The following is a 21,579-nucleotide window of genomic DNA, read 5'->3' as shown; positions in this document are numbered from 1 at the left end:
GATTGGCGGTGCAGTTGCGGGCAGGTGCCTCAGCCCGCATCCACTGCCAACGCGCCCAGCGCACTGGCCTTGATCCGCTCCTTGGCCTTTTCACAGGCGCCACCGCAATCCAGGCGCGAGGCCTCCAGCTGCGGCGGCAGGTGCTCGGCCAGAAAGTCGATGAACACGCGCACTGCCGGCAGCAGGCCGCGACGCGAGGCGAACACGGCATGGCACACGCCCTGCGGCAGCGACCAGTCCGGCAGCACCACTTCCAGCTCGCCGTTACGCACCGCATCGGCGCACACAGTCTCCGGTAGCATGGTGATGCCGAAGCCGTCCTTCACCATGCTCTGCAGCAGCGGGAAATCGAAGCCGGCCACGCGTGGCTGCAGGTCGACCCGGCGCACTTCGCCTTCCGGCCCATGCAGTTCCCAGCGCTGGCGGGCTTCGTCTTCGCTGATGCTGAGGGTGACGTGCTGGGTCAGCTCTTCCGGGTCCTTCGGGCGGCCAGCGCGGTCCAGGTACTTCGGGCTGGCCACCAGCAGTTCCTGCACCTGTCCGAAGCTGCGCATCACCAGGCTGCCGTCGTCGTCCAGGCGCGAACGCACGCGCAGGGCCACGTCATAGCCTTCATTGATGATGTCCACGCGGCGGTTGCTGATGTTCAGCTGCAGGCGCACCTTCGGGTACTGCTCAAGAAACTTGGGCAGCAGCTTGGGCAGCTGCATCTGCGCCAGCGACACCGGCACGCTGGCGCGCACCACGCCGCGCGGTTCCGCACTGAGGCGGTCGACCACTTCGCGGGCGGCCTGCGCCTCGGCCAGCATCGTCTGCGCGTGGCGGTGCACACTGGTGCCGACGTCGGTGACCGCGAAACGGCGCGTGGAGCGCTGCAGCAGGCGCACGCCCAGGTCGGTCTCCAGCTGGCTGATGCGGCGGCTCAGGCGCGACTTGGGGATGCCCAGCGCACGCTCGGCGGCGGCAAATCCGCCGTGGTCGACCACCATCGCGAAGTAGTACAGATCATTCAGGTCATGCATGCCCGAGTTCCATATCTAGAACAATACGTGGCATTCAAACACCTTTATCCCGCCTTTGCAACAACCTATCGTTCTCTCCGTCGGCGGGGCCACCCCGCCCCTCCCTCCCAGAACATAGGTGACTGCCATGAAGCTTCTGCATCTCGACGCCAGCGTGCTTGGCGAGAACTCCGTCTCCCGCCACCTGACCGCCGCCGTGGTGGCCCGCTTCAAGCAGCAGATCGAAGGCCTGCAGATCGATTATCGCGATCTTGACGCCAATCCGGTACCGCATCTTCGCAGCAGCTCGCTGGCCAAGGCGGACGCGGCCGAAGCCGCCGATGCTGAACAGGTGCTCGAGCAGTTCCTTGCCGCGGACATCGTGGTGATCGGCGCGCCGATGTACAACTTCAGCATCCCGTCCACGCTGAAGGCCTGGATCGACCGCGTGGCCGTGGCCGGGCGCACCTTCAAGTACACCGAGAACGGCCCGATCGGCCTGGCCGGCGGCAAGCGCGTGATCGTGGTCAGCAGCCGCGGCGGCATCTACACCGATTCGCCGGCCGACTTCCAGGAACCGTTCCTGCGCCAGACGTTCGCCTTCTGGGGCATCAACGACATCGAGTTCGTACGTGCCGAAGGCATCGCCTACTCGCCGCAGCACCGTGAAGACGCCATCGCTGGCGCGTTGGCGGCCCTGCCGTCGCACGAAGCGGCTGAAGCCGCCGCTGCATAAGCGTTCCAGCGTTCGGTGCCCCTCTCTCCTCGTCTGGGCGCTGAACGCGGGCCGGGATCCCCTCCCCCATCCCGGCCCACCTGGCGGCCCCGCTTTGCGGGGCCGCTTTTCTGTGTCTGGCCCGAGGGCTCGCCATCCACGCACGGTGTGGATCTACTGCACGTGTGCGTGGATTCGGTGCCATGCGCGGCGCTCACCAGAACGTTAGGCTGGGGCCATGAACTACATCGTGACCACTGCACACCGCAGCGAATTTCCGCACCCGATCACCCTGCGCCGTGGCCAGGCGCTGGTGGTGGGCGAACGCTATGAAGGCCCGGAGGGCTGGGACGACTGGTTCCTGTGCGAAGCCGAAGGGCAGCAGCCCGGTTTCGTGCCGGCGCCCGTGATCGGTCGCACTGCGCAGGGTGACGCGTTTGCCACCGAGGATTACTGCGCACGGGAGCTGGATGTGGATCCCGGGCAGGTGCTGCGTGGGCAGCGCACGCTCAATGGTTGGGCGTGGTGCGTGCCGGAGACCGGCGAACCGGGATGGGTGCCGCTGGAGAAGCTGCGGGCCATGCGGTAATCGCGGGGTTCATCCACGCTTGGCGTGGATCTACTGAGGCATCGGTGAATTCATGCCGGGCGCGTGCAACATCCTCCAGTAGATCCACGCCATGCGTGGATTCGGTGCCATGCAAGCATGGCACCCACCAGAGCCACAGCGGTGCCATGCATGCATGGCACCCACCCGATCAGAGAATCAGGCGATGGTTTCCAGCCCACCCATGTACGGGCGCAGCGCTTCCGGCACGGTGATGCTGCCGTCGGCGTTCTGGTAGTTCTCCATCACTGCGATCATCGCGCGGCCGACCGCCACGCCCGAGCCATTCAGGGTGTGCGCCAGCTCCGGCTTGCCGGTGGCCGGGTTGCGCCAGCGCGCCTGCATGCGGCGGGCCTGGAAGTCACCACAGTTCGAGCACGAGGAGATTTCGCGGTAGGTTTCCTGCGACGGCAACCAGACTTCCAGGTCGTAGGTCTTGATGGCCGAGAAGCCCATGTCACCGGTGCACAGCAGCACCTTGCGGTACGGCAGGCCCAGCTTCTCCAGCACCACTTCGGCGCAGCGGGTCATGCGCTGGTGTTCGGCGTCGCTGTCTTCCGGGCGGCTGATCGAGACCAGCTCGACCTTCTCGAACTGGTGCTGGCGGATCATGCCGCGTACGTCGCGGCCACCGCTGCCAGCCTCGGCACGGAAGCACATCGAGTGGGCGGTCATACGCAGCGGCAGGCGCTCGGCATCGACGATCTCGTCGCGCACGATGTTGGTCAGCGGCACTTCCGAGGTCGGGATCAGGTAACGCGTGGAGTCGCCCACGGCGGTCTTGAACAGGTCGTCCTCGAACTTCGGCAGCTGGCTGGTGCCGCGCAGCGAATCGGCGTTGACCAGCAGCGGCACGTTGGTTTCCTCATAGCCGTGCTCACCGGTGTGCAGGTCGACCATGAACTGGGCCAGCGCACGGTGCAGGCGCGCGATCGGGCCGCGCAGTACGGTGAAGCGCGAGCCAGACAACTTGGCCGCGGTCTCACCGTCCAGCCAGCCGTTGCGGGCGCCCAGTTCGACGTGGTCGAGCACCTTGAAATCGAACTGGCGCGGGGTACCCCAACGTGCCTGCTCGACGTTGTCGTTCTCGTCGGCACCGGCCGGCACGTCATCGGCCGGCAGGTTCGGAATGCCCATCGAGATCGCTTCGATCTTCTCGCGCAGCTCGTCCAGCGCCACTTCCGAGGCCTTCAGCTCGTCGGCGAAGGCGGCAACCTCGGCCATGATGGCCGAGACGTCCTCGCCCCTGGCCTTGGCCTGGCCGATGGCCTTGGAACGGCTGTTGCGCAGGCTCTGCAGCTCCTGGGTCCGCACCTGGATGCGCTTGCGATCGGCCTCCAGGGACTCCAGGGCAGACACGTCGAGCTCGAAGCCGCGGCTGGTGCGCAGGCGTTCGGCGAGGTCGGCGGGCTGGTGGCGGAGCAGGGCTGGATCAAGCATGGCAGGTGTCGTGGTGGGTATCAGGGATGGGATTATCGCTTGTTATACGGATTTCTGCCGCCCGGTTCATTCCCGCCGTGGCAGAATCGGGCCATTCCGTACTGGTCCGGTCCATGTCTGCACCCCGCTCGTCGTCCGCCAAGTCGTTCACTGTGCATATCCCGCGCAACGCCCTGAAGATCGCCGGCATCGCCTTCGGCGTGGGCGTACTCCTGTTCGTGCTGGTCTGGCTGACCGGTCGCGACAAGGAGTTCTTCCGCGCCGATCCTGCCGCCCAGACACCGCAGGAAACCGCCCAGATCGAGCCCCTGCCGGAGCCGTTGGCCGCTGCGGCCGGTTCCAGCGACATGCCCGATGCCAAGCCGGCCCCGGTAGAGGAAGAAGCACCAAAGCTGGTCGAAACGGCCCCACCGCCGCCTGCCCCCATCGCTGAAGCAGCCCCGGCCGCACCGGGCCCTGCGCCGGCGGCCACCGGCAACAGCCAGCCGATGCCGATTGCCGGCCAGTCGCCGCCCCCCGCCTACCCGGCTGCCGCGCTGCGTGCTGGCGAAACCGGCACCGTGGTGGTGCGGGTGGACGTGGACGCCACCGGCTATCCAAACAACGCCACGGTGATCCAGCGCAGCGGTTCACGCGAGCTCGACCGTGCTGCCACCGACGCCGTGCGCCGCTGGCGCTTCACTCCGGCGCAGAGCAACGGCCAGGCCGTCCCCGGCAGCATTGAAGTGCCGTTCGACTTCAAGACCCAGTAACTGAACGCTTCCCGGCAGGCAAACTGAACCCTGCCGGTGGCGTTGACGCAACGCTGACACTTCTCGTCCGTGGCTCGCGCAACACTTCCCACGTCGTCCATTGACGGAAGGAGTTAGCGATGACTGCCACCACCCACGAAGACCTTCATTCGCCGCAGCTGCAGGAGGATTCCAGCCTGCAGCACAAACCCACGTCGCCCTGGATGTGGATCGCGCTGATCGTGGCGATGTTTGCTGCCGCCCTGCTCTGGCTGCGTCATTCCAACCAGGAAGATGTGGCGCCAGCGCCGGTCGGTGAGCGCATGCTTCCAGCCCCCGAGCAGGCAGCGGTGACGGATGCAGCGGCCCCTGCCGCGCGCCAGGCAGCCCCGGCTACTGCTTCGCGGAAGGCCGCGCCGGTAGCGCGCAATCGTGAGGCCCGCCCGCTGGCCAGCAACCGCATGCCCACCTACCCCGCCGCTGCGCTGCGTAGTGGCGTGCAGGGCAGCGTGATCGCCAGCCTGAGTGTCGATACCCACGGCAATGTCGCTAATGCTGCGATCGTTTCGCGCAGCGGCGAGCGCAGTCGTGATCTGGATCGCGCGGTGCTGAACACCGTGCAGAACTGGAAGTTCCAGCCGGCGATGCACGAGGGCCGTGCCGTCGCCAGCGTGGTGCGGGTCCCGGTGGATTTCCGTACCGAGCAGCGTTGATCGCGGACGAGGGGTTCGTGATGTTTAGACGGAGGCTTCGGCCTCCGTCCTTTTATGCGGAAAAGCGTGCCAACCGAGGTTGGCACCTACCGGATGAGGTGAGCGCGCCAACCGAGGTTGGCTTCTACCGTGCAATGCGATCCGCCGGGCGTGGCCCGGAGGTTGCTGTGACGATCAGGCCAGGTTGAACCCGGCGCTGCGCGCCAGGCCATCGAAATCCGGGAAGGACGTGGCGACATTGGCGATGTCGTTGATGCGCACTTCGCCGTCACTGATCTGGCCGGCGATGGCGAACGCCATGGCGATGCGATGGTCACCGTGGCTTTCGATGGTGCCGCTGCCCAGGCGAACGCCACCATGCAGGGTGGCGCCGTCTTCGGTTTCGTCCACCTGCATGCCCAGCGCGCGCAGGCCGGTGGCCATCGCAGCAAGGCGGTCGGATTCCTTCACCCGCAGCTCGGCCGCACCGCTCACCACGGTCTGGCCTTCTGCGGCGGCGGCGGCCACGAACAGCGCCGGGAACTCGTCGATCATGTCCGGCACCAACGCTTCCGGAATGCGCGCGCCCTTGAGCGGCGCATAGCGCACCACCAGGTCCGCCACCGGCTCACCGCCCTGCTCGGCCGGATTCTCTTCGGTGATGTCCGCCCCCATCAGGCGCAGCGCGTGCAGCAGGCCAGTGCGGCGCGGGTTCAGGCCGACCTGCTTCAGGCGCAGCTCGGAACCCGGAATGATGCTGGCGGCCACCAGGTAGAACGCCGCAGACGAGAAGTCGGCCGGCACCACGATGTCCGTGGCGCGCAGGCGCTGGCCGCCACGCAGGCGGGCCTTGCCCGGTGAAAATTCGATGTCCACGCCGAACGCCGACAGCATGCGCTCGGTGTAGTCACGGGTCGGATGCGGTTCCAGCACGCTGGTTTCGCCCTGCGCGTACAGGCCGGCCAGCAGCACTGCGGACTTGATCTGTGCGCTGGCCACCGGCGAGGCGAAGTCGATGCCGTGCAGCGACTGGCCGCCATGCACATGCAACGGCGGCGTGCCGTCATCCTGGGTGTCGATCTTCGCGCCCATCTGCGACAGCGGGCCAGTGACGCGGCGCATCGGGCGGCCCGACAACGATTCATCGCCGATCAGCGTGCAGTCGAATGCCTGGCCTGCCAGCAGGCCTGCCAGCAGGCGCATGCCGGTACCGGCGTTGCCGCAGTCCAGCGGTGCGCTGGGTGCCTGCAGGCCGTCGATGCCGACGCCGTGCACGATGCGCTGCGACGGGCTGGGGGTTTCGATGCGCACGCCGAGCTGGCTGAAGATGCGCGCCGTGGCGCGGGTGTCTTCGCCTTCCAGGAAGCCCTCGATATGCGAGGTGCCATCGGCCAGCGCGGCGAACATCACCGAGCGGTGCGAGACCGACTTGTCGCCGGGAATGGTCAGGCTGCCCTGCAGCGGCTGGCCCTTGCGGGCAATCCAGTGTTGCGCGTTGCTCATCGTTCGATCATTCCGTAAACACCGGCAGCGCCGGCGATGCATCAGGGAGCGGCGGCTGTTGCCGCCGCAGCAGCACTCAGGGCACGGCCACCGGGTAGGAGCCGAGCACCTTGATCTGCGCCGAGTGCGCTTCCAGTTCGGCCAGCGCAGCCTGCATCGGCGCGTCGTCGATGTGGCCGGCCAGGTCGATGAAGAAGCCGTACTCCCACTTGCCGTGGTGCGACGGCCGCGACTCGATGCGGTTCATGCTGATGCCGTGGCGGGCGAACGGGCTGAGCACGTCGAACAGCGCACCGGGCTTGTCATGGATGAACACCAGCACCGAGGTGCGGTCGTGGCCGGAGGTCGGGAAGATGTTGCGACCCACCACCAGGAAGCGGGTGGTGTTGTCGGCATCGTTCTGGATCGGCTTGGTGACCACCTTCTTCAGGCCGTACACGTGGCCGGCGCTCTCGCCACCAATGGCCGCCGCATCATCGGCGTTGCGCGCGCGACGCGCGCCTTCGGCGTTGCTGGATACCGGAATCTTCTCGGCCTTCGGCAGGTTGGCGCGCAGCCACGCCGAGGTCTGCATGAACGACTGCGGGTGTGCGTAGATGCGCTCGATGTCCTCGATGCGGCCGCTGCGCGACATCAGGTACTGCTGCACGCGCAGTTCCACTTCGCCACAGATCTTCAGGTTGGAGGTCAGGAACATGTCCAGAGTGATCTGGATGGTGCCCTGCCCCGAATTCTCCACCGGCACCACGCCGAAATCGGCGTTGCCCGCTTCCACTTCCTGAAACACCTCCTCGATGCTGGCCATCGGCAGGCCCAGCGCGGAGCGGCCGAAGTGCTTGAGCACCGCCTGCTGGCTGAAGGTGCCTTCCGGGCCGAGGTAGCCGATCTTCAGCGGCTCCTGCTGGGCCAGGCAGGCCGACATGATCTCGCGGTAGACGTGCACCAGCAGTTCATCGCTGAGCGGGCCTTCGTTACGGTCCACCACCATGCGCAGCACCTGCGCTTCGCGCTCGGGGCGGTAGTAGTCGACGGCGGCGGCGAGCTTGCCCTTGGCCTTGCCGACCTGGTGGGCGAAGCGCGCGCGCTCAGCGATCAGGTTCTGGATGTCACGGTCAATCTGGTCGATCTTCGAGCGCACATCGGCCAGCGCCAGCGGCGCCAGGGTAGGCGCCGGATTCGACGCGGCCTTGGACGTGCTCTTGCCCTTGGCCTTGGTGGAGGCGCTGTCCTTGGCCGGTTCGGCCTTCTTCGGCGCCTTCTTGCTGGATTTGCTGCTTGCCATCGGAGTTCCTTGTTGCGGGGCACGCACCCGACGGTGCGCGCCGTTCATTGCTCAACCGTGACGCTGCTGGAAATCAGCCATGAAGGCGACCAGCGCCTCGGCCCCGGCCAGCGGCATGGCGTTGTACAGCGAGGCCCGGATACCCCCGACCACCTTGTGTCCCTTCAGCGCCAGCAGGCCTGCGGCCTTGGCTTCGGCGACGAAGCGGGCATCGAGCTCGGCATCGGGCAGGAAGAACGGGATGTTCATCCGCGAACGGGCCGCATGTGCGACCTCATTGCGGTAGAAGCCGCCGGAGCCGTCGATGGCGCCGTACACCAGCGCGGCCTTGGCGGCGTTGCGCTTGGCGAACTCGGCCACCCCACCTTCTGCCAGCATCCACTTGAACACCAGGCCGGCCAGGTACCAGTTCCAGGTGGGCGGCGTGTTGAGCATCGAATCACGGGCGACGTGCGAGCGGTAATCGAAGATGTCCGCACGTGGCTGGCCACTGCGCTCGAGCAGGTCGCGGCGGATGATCATCACCGCGATGCCGACCGGGCCCAGGTTTTTCTGCGCGCCGGCGTAGATCACGCCATAACGGCGCACATCCAGCGGTTCGCTGGCGATGGACGAGCTGAAGTCCGCGATCAGCGGAACGTTGCCGGTGTCGGGCACATCACGGAACTCGACGCCGTGGATGGTCTCGTTGGCGGTGATGTGCACGTAGGCGGCATCGGGCGACAGCTGCCAGTCGGCACGCGCCGGCAGTTCGCGGTAGCCGTTGGCCTCGCTGCTGGCGGCGATGTTGACGTCGACGTAGACACCGGCCTGCTTGACCGCGGTCTTGCCCCAGTGGCCACTGACCACGTAATCGGCACGCTGCCCCGGGGCAGCGAAGTTGAGCGGGATCAGCGCCTGCTGGGTGGTGGCACCACCGGACAGGAACAGCACCGCATAGTCTTCGGGGATATCGAGCAGGCGACGCAGGTCAGCCTCGGCCTCGGCGGCCACGGACATGAATTCCGCACCGCGATGGCTCATTTCCACGATCGAGGCACCGGTACCGTGCCAGTCCAGCATTTCCGCCTGCGCCTGGCGCAGGACCGATTCCGGCAAGGTTGCAGGGCCGGCACTGAAGTTGAACGCGCGCGTCATGTCACACCTGTGGGGCAAGACCCCTAGTATGCCGCAGTGCACCAGCCTTGCGGCCTTGTGGCGCAAGGGAAATTTGGTTTCATTGGAATCCATTGGCCACCCGCATGGCGCCGGTAGTCGCCGACCTTGGTCGGCGTACGCCGTCAGGCGTCATTCCCGCCGAAGGAGCGTGCCGACCAAGGTCGGCACCCACCAACGCGGACCCAGCGGATACGGGGTCAGCGCGCGCCGAACCAGAGCAGCAGGCTGAGCAGCGCGGCCAGCAGCAGCGCACTGACCAGCAGCCACGGCCAGCGCCGGACCTTGCGCGGCACGGCCGCCAGCACCGGCGCCTGCTCGGCGTCCTGGCTGGACTCGTCTTCATCCGGCAGCGGGCGACGGCGCGGGTCATGCGGCACTTCCAGCACGAACCGGTGCTGACCATCGAACACGACCTGGTCGCCCGCCTGCAGCCAGCAGTGGCGCACGGCCACACCGTTGACCCGGGTGCCGTCGGCACTGCCCAGGTCACGCAGCAGCACGCGCTCGCCGTGCACTTCCACACGGGCGTGCTGTTCGGCGAAGGCCGGTTCATTGATCTCGATGTCAGCGTCGCCGCCGCGGCCGATCAGGCGGGACCGCGACAGCGTGAAGCTGCGGCCATGGTGCAGGCCACCGACACCGCGCAGCAGGCGCTGCTGCTCATCGGAGCCGTCGTCGTTCTTCGGCGCAGGCGCCTGCAGCAGGCTCTCGACCTCGCCCTGCAGGACCATTTCCACGCCGTCCACATACACCGCATCGCCGGCACGCAGCAGCGCCATGCGCCGCACCGGGCGACCGTTCACATGAATGCCGCGGATACCGTTGCCGACCTGCAGCCAGAGGCCGCGATCATCCACGCAGAACTGCGCCAGCAGCAGGGCACCGTGGCCGGCATCGCCGAGCCGCACACTGCCGTTGGCCTGGCGCACGATGCGTTGCACCCCGGGCCGCAGCGGCTGGTCGGGCTGTTGTTGCTGACTGAAGTGGACAAGCAGGTTCTGCACGCGGCGCAGCCTAGCAGGTTGGCCGCCAACGAAGAAGAACCCACGATGAGTGCTTGGCGCGGAGGCCCTCGATGCGCACAATGCTCGCCCTCATTGATCATCCCCGCCCTGCGCCAGGAGCCTGCATGTCCACCATCGATGTCCGCCACGCCCACGCCCTGCCCGACGCACAGGCGCGCGCCGCGATCGAACAGGTTGCCGCCAAGTTGTCCGAGCGCTTCGGCCTGAAGTCGTCCTGGACTGCCGACGTACTGAATTTCTCCGGCAGCGGCGTGGATGGCGCGATCGAACTGCAGCCGGGCGCCGTACGCGTGACCGCCAAGCTGGGCTTCCTGCTGTCTGCGATGAAGGGCATGGTCGAAGGCGAGATCCAGCGCGTGCTGAAGGAAAAGCTGGGCTGAACCCCGGCGGCGGCCATCACGGCCGTGCAACGCCAACGCGCGCTACTCTCGGGGGCAGGCCCAACTCCCACGGGAAGTGCGATGAACCAGTACGAAAACGATGACCGCCGCAACGACGACGCCTCGTTCGGTGACCAGGCCGAGCGCTTCTCGCGCAAGCTGAGTGACTCGGCGCAGCAGGTCTGGCTGGCCGGCCTGGGCGCTCTTGGCCGTGCACAGGCCGAAGGCAGCCGCTTCTTCGACGGCCTGGTGAAGGAAGGCGAAGCCTGGGAAGCCCGCCGCCGTGAACGCAACGGCGAACAGGGCCCGGGCTGGCGCGACAACGTTGAAACCTCGCTGGACGAGGCCCGCGAGAAGGCCTCCGGCACCTGGAACAAGGTTGAAAAGGCGTTCGACGATCAGGTGCAGGGCGTACTCAAGCGCCTGCACGTACCCACCGCCGACGAGGTGACTGCGCTGGAGGCGCGCATCGATGCCCTGCAGGCGCGCCTGGCCAAGCTGGAGAACCGCGACGCCGCGGGCACTGATGCACCTGCACCGGGCAGCCATCAGTCGCCAGGCAGCGTGCCCTGACCGGCCATTGTTGCAATGCAATAAATTTTGATTGACAATCGCGAGCAACCCGCCAATCGCTTCGGCTGCCGTTTGTTCCCTCCCCTCACGGCTTCAGGATTGGCGGGTTTTTCGTGCCTGCGCTATTCCGAACTGCGCGTTCCATCACGCTTCCTGTCAGGAACCTCCTGACTCAGCGGCACGGCGCGACCTTTACACTGTCGCCTTCGCATTCGCCCCTTCCGCGCACCTCCTGCATGCTCCCTTGGATCCTGGCCCTGCTGTCGGCCCTGTTTACCTGTTCCCTGGCCGTTGTCTATCTGTGGTGGATCAAACGGCGGCAGAAGGAGATGCAACTCGGCCTGCAGGCCCTGGCTGGCATGCACTGGCGCGAATTCTCGGTACTGGTCAAGCGCATGCTGCGCGAGCAGCGCGGCCTGCGCGAACTGGATGACCCAGGCGAGGAATCCCGTGAGCCCAGCAGCGATTTCCTGCTCAGTGACGGCCCCAACAGCTGGCTGGTGTCGTGCAAGCACGGCCTGGCCTACCGCATCGGCACCGCTGCAGTGAACGAACTGGGTGCGGCCGCGCGCCTGGCCGGCGCCAAGGGCGGCGTGCTGCTGACCGAAGGCCGGATGGAACGCGACGGCCGCAACGCCGCCGAGAAGCAGGCGGTCGAGGTGCTGGACGGCCCGCGCCTGTGGCCGCTGCTGCAACCCTATCTACCGGCGGAAATCGAAACCCGTGTGCGCGCCAGCGCCCGCCATGAAGCCCTGCGCCGGATCGCCATTGCCGCGCTCGGCGCGGTCACGCTGGGCCTGCTGGTGGGATTGAGCCTGCAAGGGCTGCACGTGCAGGACGCCCCGCCCGTTGCCGAGGTGGCGGTCGCCCCCGCGCCGGTTGCGCCTGCGGTTGAAGCGGCGCCCGAACCGGCGCCGGCCCCCGCCACCATGCCGCCGGCCGCTACGCCTGCACCGGCCGCGCCCTCAACCGATGCGCGCAGCAACCCCAACCCGGATGCCGCTACGCTGGAGCGCTTCCAGGCCGATCTGTCCCGTGCCTTGGCCGGCAAGCCCGGCATCGCCAGCGGTGTCTGGTTGACCCGGCAGACGCTGGCGATCAACCGCACCGGCGAGCTGGACGCGGTGTGGCCGCAGGTCTGCGAGGAAGTGCTGCACTACCCCGCCCTGCGCAACGTGCGCATCCAGCTCAATGCCCGCCCCGGTGTGGATGAGCCGGTGCGCTGGCGCCAATGCGCCACGTATTGATGGGGCAGCATCCACGCATGGCGTGGATCTACCAGGGATTCACACGCGTCGGATAATCCCAACCGGGATTCAGTAGATCCACGCCATGCGTGGATACGCCTCTAGCGCGCCCCAGGCGCGAAGCGCGCAACCAGGTCCCAAGCATCGCCGAGGAACACCTGGCGCACGCGGGTGATCGGCTGCTCACCGCGCCAGGTCAGGCGCTCGATCACCAGACAGGCGGTACCGGGCTTCACATCGAGCAGCTTGGCGGTGACAGCATCCGCGCCCCAGGCACTGATGCGATGCTGGGCGCGGGTCCACGACACGTTCTGCAGCAGCCAGCTGCCCGGCGCGGTAGTGCTGAAATCGACCTCCAGCACCTCGGGCACGCCGACGGGGCTGATCAGGCGATGCTCCAGCGCCAGCGGGCGACCATCGGCCAGGTGCAGGCAACGCATCGCCAACAGCATTTCGCTGCCGGCCAGTTCCACTTCGCCGGCATTGCCCACTTCAGCCAGACGCAGCTCGCGCTGCAGCAGCCGGTAGCCGTACTGATGCCCGCGCGAACCGACCTCCATCGCAATGTCCGGAATTTCCAACGCCACCTGCTCCAGGTGCGGGGGTTGCCGCGCCACGAACGAACCCGCACGACGGCGACGTTCGATCATGCCGCTCTCGGCCAGCGCGGTCAGCACCTTGTTCACCGTCATCCGCGAGCAGCCGTACTGCTCCATCAGCTCGTGTTCGTATGGAATGCGGAAGCCCGGCGCCCATTCTCCGCTGAGGATGCGGCTTTCCAGATCGCTGCGGATACGCTGGTTGAGCGTGGCGGACTTGCTGGCCTTCACGTAATGGGGTCCCGGTGGCGGAGGCGATCAGCCCAGCACGCCCTTCAGGGCGGCGGCGAAGGCGGTGGTGATCGCCTCGCGCTGCAGGTGGCGGCCCTCGGCCACGCATTGGCGGCCATGGCGCCAGACCGATCGCAGCGCGCCATTACGTGCGGCGAACACCCAGCTGTCAAGCCATGCGTCATCCTGTCGCGCCTGCAGCGCCGGGAGCGCGGCGTCCAGTTCAACCAGATCGGCACTGGCACCGACCTGCAGGCCAGCGGCCACGCCCAGCGCCTGCGACCCACCGTGCAGTGCGCCTTCGAACAGGAAGCGGCCGGTGCTGCGGGTGGCGTCCGGGGCCAGCACATTGCGCCCACGCAGGGTCAGGCGTTGGCCGTATTCGAGCAGGCGCAGTTCTTCGGCGGCATCGATCAGCACGTTGGAATCGGAGCCGACACCGAAACGGCCACCCTCGCGCGCGAACGCCTGCATCGGGAACAGACCGTCGCCCAGGTTGGCTTCGGTGATCGGGCACAGGCCGGCCACGGCCTGGCTGGCCACGATGGCGGCACGCTCGTCGTCGGTGATGTGGGTGGCGTGCACCAGGCACCAACGCGCATCGACCGGTGCGTGGTCGTACAGCCACTGCACCGGGCGCTGGCCGCTCCACGCCAGGCAGGCCTCGACTTCACGCATCTGCTCGGCGATATGGATGTGCACCGGGCCATCGGTGAGCGGCAACAACGCACCCAGTTCCTCGCCCGTGACAGCGCGCAGGCTGTGCGGTGCGATGCCGAGCACCGCATCGGGCAGCGCGGCCAATGCCGGCTTGGCGGCATCCAGCAACTGCGCGAAGCCGTCCACATCGTGGATCAGGCGACGCTGAGCGGGATTCGGCGCTGCCCCGCCGAAATCGGCATGCGCATAGAACACCGGCAGCAGGGTCAGGCCGATGCCGGTCTGATCGGCTGCCGCCGCGATCCGCGCACTCATCTCGGCGCGGTTGGCATAGGCGCGGCCGTCGGCATCGTGGTGCAGGTAGTGGAATTCGCCGACGCGGGTGAAGCCGCTTTCCAGCATTTCCATGTAGGCGTGGGCGGCGATGGCCTGCACCGCGTCCGGGCGCAGATGGGCCAGGAAGCGGTACATCAGTTCGCGCCAGCTCCAGAAGCTGTCACCGTCAACGCCGCCGATCTCGGTCAGGCCGGCCATGCCGCGCTGGAAGGCGTGGCTGTGCAGGTTGGGCAGGCCCGGCACCAGGATGCCGACGCGGGTGTCACCGTCCTGCGCGCCCTGCCCCGTGCTGATCGCGGTGATGCGGCCGTCCTGAACCTGCAGGCGGACATCACGGGCCCAGCCCTCGGCCAGCAAGGCGTGGGCGGCATGGAAACAGTGCGGGGAACGCGAATGGGACATGGCTGGACAACCCGAAATGGACACCTATATTGTATAGACATATAAGCACAGCCGCGTTGTGGATGCCATGCACGTCGATACCCTCTGGTCCAACGTCCACCTGATCACCCTCGACGGCGAGGGGCTGGGTGTCATCCGCGATGGCGTGCTGGCCTGCGCCGACGGCCGCATCGTCCATGTCGGCCCGGCCGGCAGCGACGCCCACCTGAAGCCGACCACCCGCATTGACGGCGAGGGCCGCTGGATATCGCCGGGCCTGATCGACTGCCACACCCACCTGGTCTACGCCGGCAACCGCGCCAACGAATTCGAGCAGCGCCTGCAGGGCGTCAGCTATGCCGACATCGCCCGTGCCGGCGGCGGCATCGTCTCCACCGTGCGCGCCACCCGTGCCGCCACACCCGAGCAACTGGCCAGCGAAAGCCGCCCGCGCCTGCTGGCGATGCGCGCCGAAGGCGTGACCACGATCGAGATCAAGTCCGGCTACGGCCTGACCCTGGCCGACGAACGCAAGCAGTTGCAGGTCGCACGCGCATTGGGCGAGGAATGCCGGGTCAACGTGGTGACCACCTTCCTCGGCGCGCACGCGATTCCGCCAGGCCGCGAGGCGCAGGAGTACACCGACGAGGTGTGTGAGGTGATGATTCCGGCCATTGCCGCCGAAGGCCTGGCCGAAGCGGTGGACGTGTTCTGCGAGAACATCGCCTTCTCGCCCGCGCAGGCGCGCCAGGTCTTCGAAGCGGCGCGTGCGAACGGGCTGGCGGTGAAGATCCATGCCGAACAGCTGAGCAACCAGCACGGCGCCGAACTGGCCGCTGGTTTCGGCGCGCTGTCGGCCGACCATATCGAACATCTGGATGACGCCGGCATCGCCGCGATGGCCGCCGCCGGCACCGTGGCCGTGCTGCTGCCGGGCGCCTTCTACTTCACCCGCGATACCACCCTGCCGCCGATCGCTGCATTGCGCGCGGCCGGCGTGCCGCTGGCGCTGGCCACCGACAGCAACCCCGGCACCTCGCCGCTGACCAGCCCGCTGCTGGCGATGAACATGGGCGCCACCCTGTTCCGCCTGACCGTGGACGAATGCATCGCCGGCTTCACCCGTGAAGCGGCGCGCGCACTGGGCCATGGCGAGCGTATCGGCCGTCTGGCCGTCGGCATGGACTGCGACCTGGCGATCTGGGACATCGACGCCCCCGCCGACCTGGTCTATCGCATTGGATTCAACCCGCTGCACGCGCGCGTGGTGCGCGGGCAGCCCGACCTGCCTGCCTCCTGGAGCAACACATGAGCAACACCCTGGTTCTTCGCCCCGGCCATGTCACTCTCGCCCAGTGGCGGCAGGTCTATCGCGGCGCGCCGCTGGCACTGGATCCGGCCGCGCTGCCGCTAGTGCGCGCCAGTGCTGCTGCAGTCGCCGCCATCGTCGCCAAGGGTGCGCCGGTGTATGGCATCAACACCGGCTTCGGCAAGCTGGCCAGCGTGCGCATCGAGCGCGAGGACCTGGCCACCCTGCAGCGGAACATCGTGCTCTCGCACGCTGCTGGCGTGGGCGAACCGATGCCGGCCAGCGTGGTGCGGCTGATGATGGCGCTGAAGCTGGTCAGCCTCGCGCAGGGCGCTTCCGGCGTGCGCGAGGAAACCCTGCGGCTGCTCGAAGCGATGCTGGTCAGGGGCGTGCTGCCGGTAGTGCCGGCGCAGGGTTCGGTCGGCGCCTCGGGCGACCTCGCGCCGCTCTCGCACCTGGCCAGCGTGATGCTGGGCGTGGGCGAAGCGTTCATTGGTGACGAACGCCTGCCCGCAACCGACGCACTGGCGCGTGCCGGCCTGCAGCCGATCGAACTGGGCGCGAAGGAAGGCCTGGCGCTGCTCAACGGCACCCAGTTCTCCACCGCCTACGCGCTGGCCGGCCTGTTCGAGATCGAAACCGTGTTCCAGGCGGCACTTGTCACCGGCGCGTTGTCGGTGGAAGCGGCCAAGGGCTCGGACACCCCGTTCGATCCGCGCATCCATGCCATCCGTGGCCAGCGCGGCCAGATCGCCACAGCGGCCACCCTGCGCACGCTGATGCAGGGCTCGGGCATACGCGAATCGCACCGTGACAACGACGTGCGCGTGCAGGATCCGTACTGCCTGCGCTGCCAGCCGCAGGTGATGGGCGCGGCGCTGGACATCCTGCGCCAGGCCGCGACCACGCTGGAAATCGAAGCCAACGGCGTGTCCGACAATCCGCTGGTGTTCACCGATACCGGCGAAGCACTGTCTGGCGGCAACTTCCACGCCGAGCCGGTGGCCTTCGCCGCCGACATGCTGGCGATGGCGGTGTGCGAGATCGGCTCGATCAGCGAGCGCCGCCTGGCGATGCTGGTGGACCCGGCGCTGTCGGGCCTGCCGGCGTTCCTGACCCCACGCCCGGGCCTGAATTCCGGCTTCATGATTCCGCAGGTGACTGCCGCTGCGCTGGTCTCGGAAAACAAGCAGCGCGCCTACCCGGCCAGTGTTGATTCGATCCCGACCTCGGCCAACCAGGAAGACCACGTGTCGATGGCCGCACACGGTGCGCGGCGCCTGATGCAGATGGCCGAGAACGCGGCCAACGTGATCGGCATCGAACTGCTGGCCGCGGCGCAGGGCTGCGACTTCCATGCGCCGCTGCGCTCCAGTGCCGCGCTGGAAACCGTGCGCGCCACGCTGCGTGCGCAGGTGCCGACGCTGGAAGAAGACCGCTACTTCCATCCGGACATGGTAACCGCCACGAATCTGGTGCGCAGTGGTGCGCTGGCGCAGGGCCTGACCGACCTGCTGCCAACCGTGGAACCACAGGCATGAATACCCATCCCGAATGGCTGACGGTGCACGAGGGCGACGCACCCCTCATCGTCAGCTTCCCGCATACCGGCAGCGAGCTGCCGCACGACCTGATCGGCGACTACCACTCGCCGTGGCTGGCACGCCGCGATGCCGACTGGTGGGTGCACGAGCTGTACGACTTCGTGCGCGGCATGGGCGCGACCACGGTTCGCTCGGCGATCTCACGTTCGGTGATCGACCTCAACCGCGATCCCAGCGGTGTGTCGCTGTACCCGGGCCAGAACACCACCGGCCTGTGCCCGCTGACCACCTTCGACAACCAGCCGCTGTACCACGCGGGCCGCGAGCCGGATGACGCCGAGATCGCGCGGCGCCGCGACACGTATTTCCTGCCCTACCACGATGCGCTGGCCGCACAGATCACCCGCCTGCGCGCGCAGCACGGTACGGTGGTGGTGTACGACGCGCATTCGATCCGCTCGCATATTCCGCACCTGTTCGATGGCGAGCTGCCGCAGTTCAACCTCGGTACCGCCGGGCCGTCCGGCGCACCCGACACGTCCTGCGACAACGCCTTGAGCGATGTGGTGGAAAACCTGCTGAAGATCAGTGGCATGAGCCAGGTGCGCAACGGCCGCTTCAAGGGCGGCTGGATCACCCGCCACTACAGCAACATCGCCGGCGGCGTGCACAGCCTGCAGATGGAGCTGGCCTGCCGTGGCTACATGCACGAACCCCTGCCGGACCAGGTGGACGAACACAGCTGGCCCACCCCGCTCGACCCCGACCACGCCGCACCACTGCGCCACACCCTGGCGCAGGTGCTCAATGCCTGCCTTGAATTCGCTACGAACCGGAGCGCCGCATGACCCGCAACGACCCGTCCCGCACCATCGCCGCGCCGACCGGCACCACGCTCAACGCCAAGAGCTGGCTGACCGAAGCGCCGTTGCGCATGCTGATGAACAACCTGCACCCGGACGTGGCCGAGCGGCCGCAGGAGCTGGTGGTGTACGGCGGCATCGGCCGCGCCGCGCGTGACTGGGAGAGCTTCGATGCCATCGTCGAAACGCTCAAGCGCCTGGACGACGACCAGACTCTGCTGGTGCAGTCGGGCAAGCCGGTGGGTGTGTTCCGCACCCATGCCGATGCACCGCGCGTGCTGATCGCCAATTCCAACCTGGTACCGCGCTGGGCCAACTGGGACCACTTCAACGAGCTGGATAGGAAGGGCCTGGCCATGTACGGCCAGATGACCGCCGGCAGCTGGATCTACATCGGCGCGCAGGGCATCGTGCAGGGCACCTACGAGACTTTCGTGGAAATGGGCCGCCAGCACTTCGGTGGCGACCTGACCGGGAAGTGGCTGTTCACCGGCGGCCTCGGCGGCATGGGCGGTGCACAGCCGCTGGCTGCCGTGATGGCCGGCGCCTCCTGCCTGGCCGTCGAGTGCCGCAAGAGCAGCATCGACATGCGCCTGCGCACCGGCTATCTGGACACCTGGACCGACAATCTTGACGAAGCGCTGCGCCTGATCGAGGAGTCGTGCAAGGCCGGAACGCCGAAGTCGGTGGGCCTGCTCGGCAACGTTGCCGACGTGCTGGCCGAACTGCTCAAGCGCGGCGTGAAGCCGGACCTGCTGACCGACCAGACCTCCGCGCACGACCCGGTGAACGGCTACCTGCCGCAGGGCTGGACCGTCGAGCAGTGGGACGAGAAACGTGTCTCCGCCCCCAAGGAAGTGGAAAAGGCTGCGCGTGCCTCGATGGCCAACCACATCCGCGCCATGCTCGGCTTCCACGCGCTGGGCGTGCCGACCGTGGACTACGGCAACAACCTGCGGCAGATGGCGCTGGAAGAAGGCGTGGACAACGCTTTCGACTTCCCCGGATTCGTGCCGGCGTATATCCGCCCGTTGTTCTGCCGTGGCATCGGCCCGTTCCGCTGGGCGGCGCTGAGTGGCGACCCGGAAGACATCGCCAAGACCGATGCCAAGGTGAAGGAGCTGATTCCGGACAACCCGCACCTGCACCGCTGGCTGGACATGGCCGCCGAAAAGATCAAGTTCCAGGGCCTGCCGGCGCGCATCTGCTGGGTGGGTCTGGGCGACCGCGATCGTCTGGGCCTGGCGTTCAACGAGATGGTCGCCAACGGTGAACTGAAGGCGCCGGTGGTGATCGGCCGTGATCACCTGGACAGCGGCAGTGTGGCCTCGCCGAACCGCGAGACTGAAGCGATGGCCGACGGCTCCGATGCGGTTTCCGACTGGCCGCTGCTCAATGCACTGCTCAACACCGCCAGTGGCGCGACCTGGGTGTCGCTGCACCATGGCGGCGGCGTGGGCATGGGCTTCTCGCAGCACGCCGGCATGGTGATCGTGTGCGATGGCACCGAGGCAGCGGCGAAGCGGATTGGCCGCGTGTTGTGGAACGACCCCGCCACCGGCGTGATGCGCCATGCCGATGCAGGGTATGAAATCGCGATTGAGTGCGCGAAGGAGAAGGGACTGGATCTGCCGGGGATTCTGGGCTGATATGGGATTGTCAGCCAGCGGCCGGCACTATCGTGAACGTGTGGTAGTGCCGGCCGCTGGCCGGCTCTCCCTCGTGCGGGAATCGGTGCTCTTGACCCGATCTCCTGCCCTGACCAAGATGCGCCATCGCCGCTGATGGACCACCGCGATGTACCGCGCCCTTGCTGCACTCTTCTGCGCCCTGGCAGTCACCCTGCCCGTTTTGGCACGTGATGTTCGCGACGCTCTGTCGGCGCGCCTCGACACCCAGCTGCAGGCCAACCAGGAACGCTACGGCATCGCCGGGCAGGCGGTACTCGTTACCCACAACGGCCAGGTGCTCTACCAACGCGCCAGCGGAGATCGCGATCGCGTCACCCGCGCACCAGCTACCGTCGATTCCATCTTCGCCGCGCAGTCGATGGCCAAGCTGCTGACCAGCACACTGGTGATGCAGCTGGTCGACCAGGGCACGCTGGATCTCGACACGCCCGCCAGCCGTTACGTGCCGGAACTGCCCGCGGCATGGCAGACGATTCACGTGCGCGATTTCCTCAACCACAGTTCCGGCATCGCTGAGTATTACGACCGCGTCGACAACCGCTGGGTGAGCAGAGGCTACCCTGGCGTCGCGCCCACGCTTGCCGCTGCACTGGAGGTGGCTGGTGCGGCGCCGATGCAGTTCGCCACCGGCAGCCGCGTGCAGTACACCCAGGCCAACTATCTGGTGCTGACCGCGCTGCTGGAAGCGCACTACCGCAAGCCCTACCCGGCCATCGCGCGCGAACGGATCCTGCTGCCGCTGAGGATGCGCAGTACGTCCTGGGGACTGGCCAGCGTGCCAGTGCAGCGCGCAGCCGTGCCGTACATCGGCAAGGACGGCGCGTTGCAGCCCGCCAATGAAGATCCGTGGCCGGGCTACGGCTGGGGCCATGCCGATCTGCAGACCACCGTGGGTGATACGAATCGTTTCCTGCAGGCCCTGGCCAGCGGGAAACTGGTACGCACGGCGACACTGGAGAAGCTCTGGCAGCTACAGAAGCGCGCCAACGGCCGCAGTAATTTCTTCTCCACCAGCTGGGACACCACGCGCCGTGATGGCTACACCAAGGTCGGCCACGATGGCGGCCCCCGTGTGCGGGCACAGCTGGCCGACAAGGGCAGCCTGGCCAGCGGATACTGGGTGTTCGTGTATTTCACCAATGGCAGCGCGCGCAACGTGTGGTCGAGCACCCTTGTGGAAAGCACGATGGCGGTGGCTGCACCGCAGCAGTTTGCGAGTGCGGTGCTGCCCGAGCGCCTGATCGCCTGTGCGTCGGATGAGACGGCTGACGCGGCACGGGCGATGCGCGACTGGTTGCAGTACAACAACCGCATCACCGACAGCGAACGAGAACGCGCAATCAACGCCAGTGGTTACGCGATCCGCGAGCGCCTGGGTGCGGCGAAGGCGTTGAAGGTGTTCAGCCTGAACACCGAACTGCACCCGGATTCGGCCAACGCCTGGGACAGCCTGGCCGAGCGCCATGCGGCGCTGGGGCATGCCGAGATTGCCAAGGCGATGTACGAGAAAGCGTCGCAGATTGCCGAGCAATCGAAAAATCTGCAACCGGGCGATTCTCCCATGCCTCAGAAATAGACAAAAATTCGCAGCAACCGACCGGCCCATCCAAT

The 21,579-nt window shown here is 67.3% G+C and carries 20 protein-coding genes; 12 read left to right on the top strand and 8 right to left on the bottom strand.

Features of this window, described 5'->3' with window-relative positions:
• Window positions 1–29: 29 nt before the first annotated feature.
• Window positions 30–1,022: a LysR family transcriptional regulator gene (locus RI032_RS16795; protein WP_005410175.1), complete on the bottom strand. Its 993-nt coding sequence runs from the start codon at window positions 1,020–1,022 to the stop codon at window positions 30–32.
• A gap of 127 nt (window positions 1,023–1,149) precedes the next feature.
• On the opposite strand from RI032_RS16795, the gene RI032_RS16790 reads away from it, so the two are divergent.
• Together RI032_RS16790 and RI032_RS16785 are read left to right on the top strand one after the other, a co-directional pair.
• Window positions 1,150–1,737, top strand: a complete 588-nt coding sequence (locus tag RI032_RS16790; RefSeq protein WP_010480565.1) for an FMN-dependent NADH-azoreductase — start codon at window positions 1,150–1,152, stop codon at window positions 1,735–1,737.
• Window positions 1,738–1,954: 217 nt separating this feature from the next.
• On the top strand, window positions 1,955–2,305 hold the full coding sequence (locus RI032_RS16785) for an SH3 domain-containing protein (protein ID WP_019337278.1): 351 nt from the start codon (window positions 1,955–1,957) through the stop codon (window positions 2,303–2,305).
• Between the two features lie 177 nt (window positions 2,306–2,482).
• Here the strand turns inward: RI032_RS16785 and serS are convergent, their stop codons facing one another.
• Entirely contained in the window at window positions 2,483–3,763 is a 1,281-nt protein-coding gene (gene serS / locus RI032_RS16780; RefSeq protein WP_322547350.1) for a serine--tRNA ligase, read from the bottom strand.
• A 113-nt stretch (window positions 3,764–3,876) separates the two neighbouring features.
• Here serS and RI032_RS16775 point away from each other — a divergent pair, with 113 nt between their 5' ends.
• Window positions 3,877–4,515 carry an energy transducer TonB gene (locus RI032_RS16775; RefSeq protein ID WP_010480562.1) on the top strand — a complete coding sequence of 213 codons (639 nt, stop codon included), beginning with the start codon at window positions 3,877–3,879 and terminating at the stop codon, window positions 4,513–4,515.
• Window positions 4,516–4,634: 119 nt separating this feature from the next.
• Window positions 4,635–5,207 (top strand): energy transducer TonB, encoded by a 573-nt coding sequence (locus RI032_RS16770; RefSeq protein WP_049482538.1) that lies wholly within the window; start codon window positions 4,635–4,637, stop codon window positions 5,205–5,207.
• Between the two features lie 174 nt (window positions 5,208–5,381).
• On the opposite strand, the gene aroA is transcribed toward RI032_RS16770, so the two are convergent.
• The 4 genes from aroA to RI032_RS16750 all read right to left on the bottom strand — a co-directional run bounded on the left by aroA (window position 5,382) and on the right by RI032_RS16750 (window position 10,133).
• On the bottom strand, window positions 5,382–6,689 hold the full coding sequence (gene aroA / locus RI032_RS16765; protein WP_053443256.1) for a 3-phosphoshikimate 1-carboxyvinyltransferase: 1,308 nt from the start codon (window positions 6,687–6,689) through the stop codon (window positions 5,382–5,384).
• Window positions 6,690–6,765: 76 nt separating this feature from the next.
• The gene (pheA, locus tag RI032_RS16760; protein ID WP_057503311.1) at window positions 6,766–7,971 is read right to left on the bottom strand and encodes a prephenate dehydratase; all 1,206 of its coding nucleotides are present in this window, start codon (window positions 7,969–7,971) and stop codon (window positions 6,766–6,768) included.
• Window positions 7,972–8,022: 51 nt separating this feature from the next.
• Window positions 8,023–9,108, bottom strand: coding sequence for a 3-phosphoserine/phosphohydroxythreonine transaminase (gene serC / locus RI032_RS16755; protein WP_197618028.1), 1,086 nt, complete (start codon window positions 9,106–9,108; stop codon window positions 8,023–8,025).
• A gap of 218 nt (window positions 9,109–9,326) precedes the next feature.
• Entirely contained in the window at window positions 9,327–10,133 is an 807-nt protein-coding gene (locus tag RI032_RS16750; RefSeq protein ID WP_312250047.1) for an FHA domain-containing protein, read from the bottom strand.
• Window positions 10,134–10,258: 125 nt separating this feature from the next.
• Between RI032_RS16750 and RI032_RS16745 the strand changes: the two genes are divergently transcribed.
• From RI032_RS16745 to RI032_RS16735, 3 genes are all read left to right on the top strand, one after another.
• A complete protein-coding gene (locus RI032_RS16745; protein WP_005417302.1) occupies window positions 10,259–10,534 on the top strand; it encodes a polyhydroxyalkanoic acid system family protein in 276 nt (91 codons plus the stop codon).
• Window positions 10,535–10,615: 81 nt separating this feature from the next.
• The gene (locus RI032_RS16740) at window positions 10,616–11,107 is read left to right on the top strand and encodes a phasin family protein (protein WP_322547349.1); all 492 of its coding nucleotides are present in this window, start codon (window positions 10,616–10,618) and stop codon (window positions 11,105–11,107) included.
• A 236-nt stretch (window positions 11,108–11,343) separates the two neighbouring features.
• A complete protein-coding gene (locus RI032_RS16735; protein ID WP_049436705.1) occupies window positions 11,344–12,354 on the top strand; it encodes a restriction endonuclease in 1,011 nt (336 codons plus the stop codon).
• A 101-nt stretch (window positions 12,355–12,455) separates the two neighbouring features.
• Here the strand turns inward: RI032_RS16735 and hutC are convergent, their stop codons facing one another.
• Together hutC and RI032_RS16725 are read right to left on the bottom strand one after the other, a co-directional pair.
• Window positions 12,456–13,184 carry a histidine utilization transcriptional repressor HutC gene (gene hutC / locus RI032_RS16730; protein WP_049412977.1) on the bottom strand — a complete coding sequence of 243 codons (729 nt, stop codon included), beginning with the start codon at window positions 13,182–13,184 and terminating at the stop codon, window positions 12,456–12,458.
• Window positions 13,185–13,211: 27 nt separating this feature from the next.
• Window positions 13,212–14,582, bottom strand: coding sequence for a formimidoylglutamate deiminase (locus RI032_RS16725; protein ID WP_322547348.1), 1,371 nt, complete (start codon window positions 14,580–14,582; stop codon window positions 13,212–13,214).
• Between the two features lie 67 nt (window positions 14,583–14,649).
• Here RI032_RS16725 and hutI point away from each other — a divergent pair, with 67 nt between their 5' ends.
• The 5 genes from hutI to RI032_RS16700 all read left to right on the top strand — a co-directional run bounded on the left by hutI (window position 14,650) and on the right by RI032_RS16700 (window position 21,544).
• Window positions 14,650–15,873 carry an imidazolonepropionase gene (hutI, locus tag RI032_RS16720; protein ID WP_322547347.1) on the top strand — a complete coding sequence of 408 codons (1,224 nt, stop codon included), beginning with the start codon at window positions 14,650–14,652 and terminating at the stop codon, window positions 15,871–15,873.
• Entirely contained in the window at window positions 15,870–17,411 is a 1,542-nt protein-coding gene (hutH, locus tag RI032_RS16715; protein WP_322547346.1) for a histidine ammonia-lyase, read from the top strand. Before hutI ends, hutH begins: the two co-directional genes overlap by 4 nt.
• Window positions 17,408–18,262: an N-formylglutamate deformylase gene (hutG, locus tag RI032_RS16710; protein ID WP_049455446.1), complete on the top strand. Its 855-nt coding sequence runs from the start codon at window positions 17,408–17,410 to the stop codon at window positions 18,260–18,262. Before hutH ends, hutG begins: the two co-directional genes overlap by 4 nt.
• Window positions 18,259–19,926 (top strand): urocanate hydratase, encoded by a 1,668-nt coding sequence (hutU, locus tag RI032_RS16705; RefSeq protein WP_322547345.1) that lies wholly within the window; start codon window positions 18,259–18,261, stop codon window positions 19,924–19,926. Before hutG ends, hutU begins: the two co-directional genes overlap by 4 nt.
• 148 nt (window positions 19,927–20,074) lie before the next feature.
• Entirely contained in the window at window positions 20,075–21,544 is a 1,470-nt protein-coding gene (locus tag RI032_RS16700; RefSeq protein WP_322547344.1) for a serine hydrolase domain-containing protein, read from the top strand.
• Window positions 21,545–21,579 lie beyond the last annotated feature (35 nt).

The organism is Stenotrophomonas geniculata (genome assembly GCF_034508895.1).
In the GTDB taxonomy this organism is placed as follows: domain Bacteria; phylum Pseudomonadota; class Gammaproteobacteria; order Xanthomonadales; family Xanthomonadaceae; genus Stenotrophomonas; species Stenotrophomonas geniculata.
Note: the sequence above shows the minus strand (reverse complement) of the source record. Positions and strands in the feature narration are given on the sequence as shown.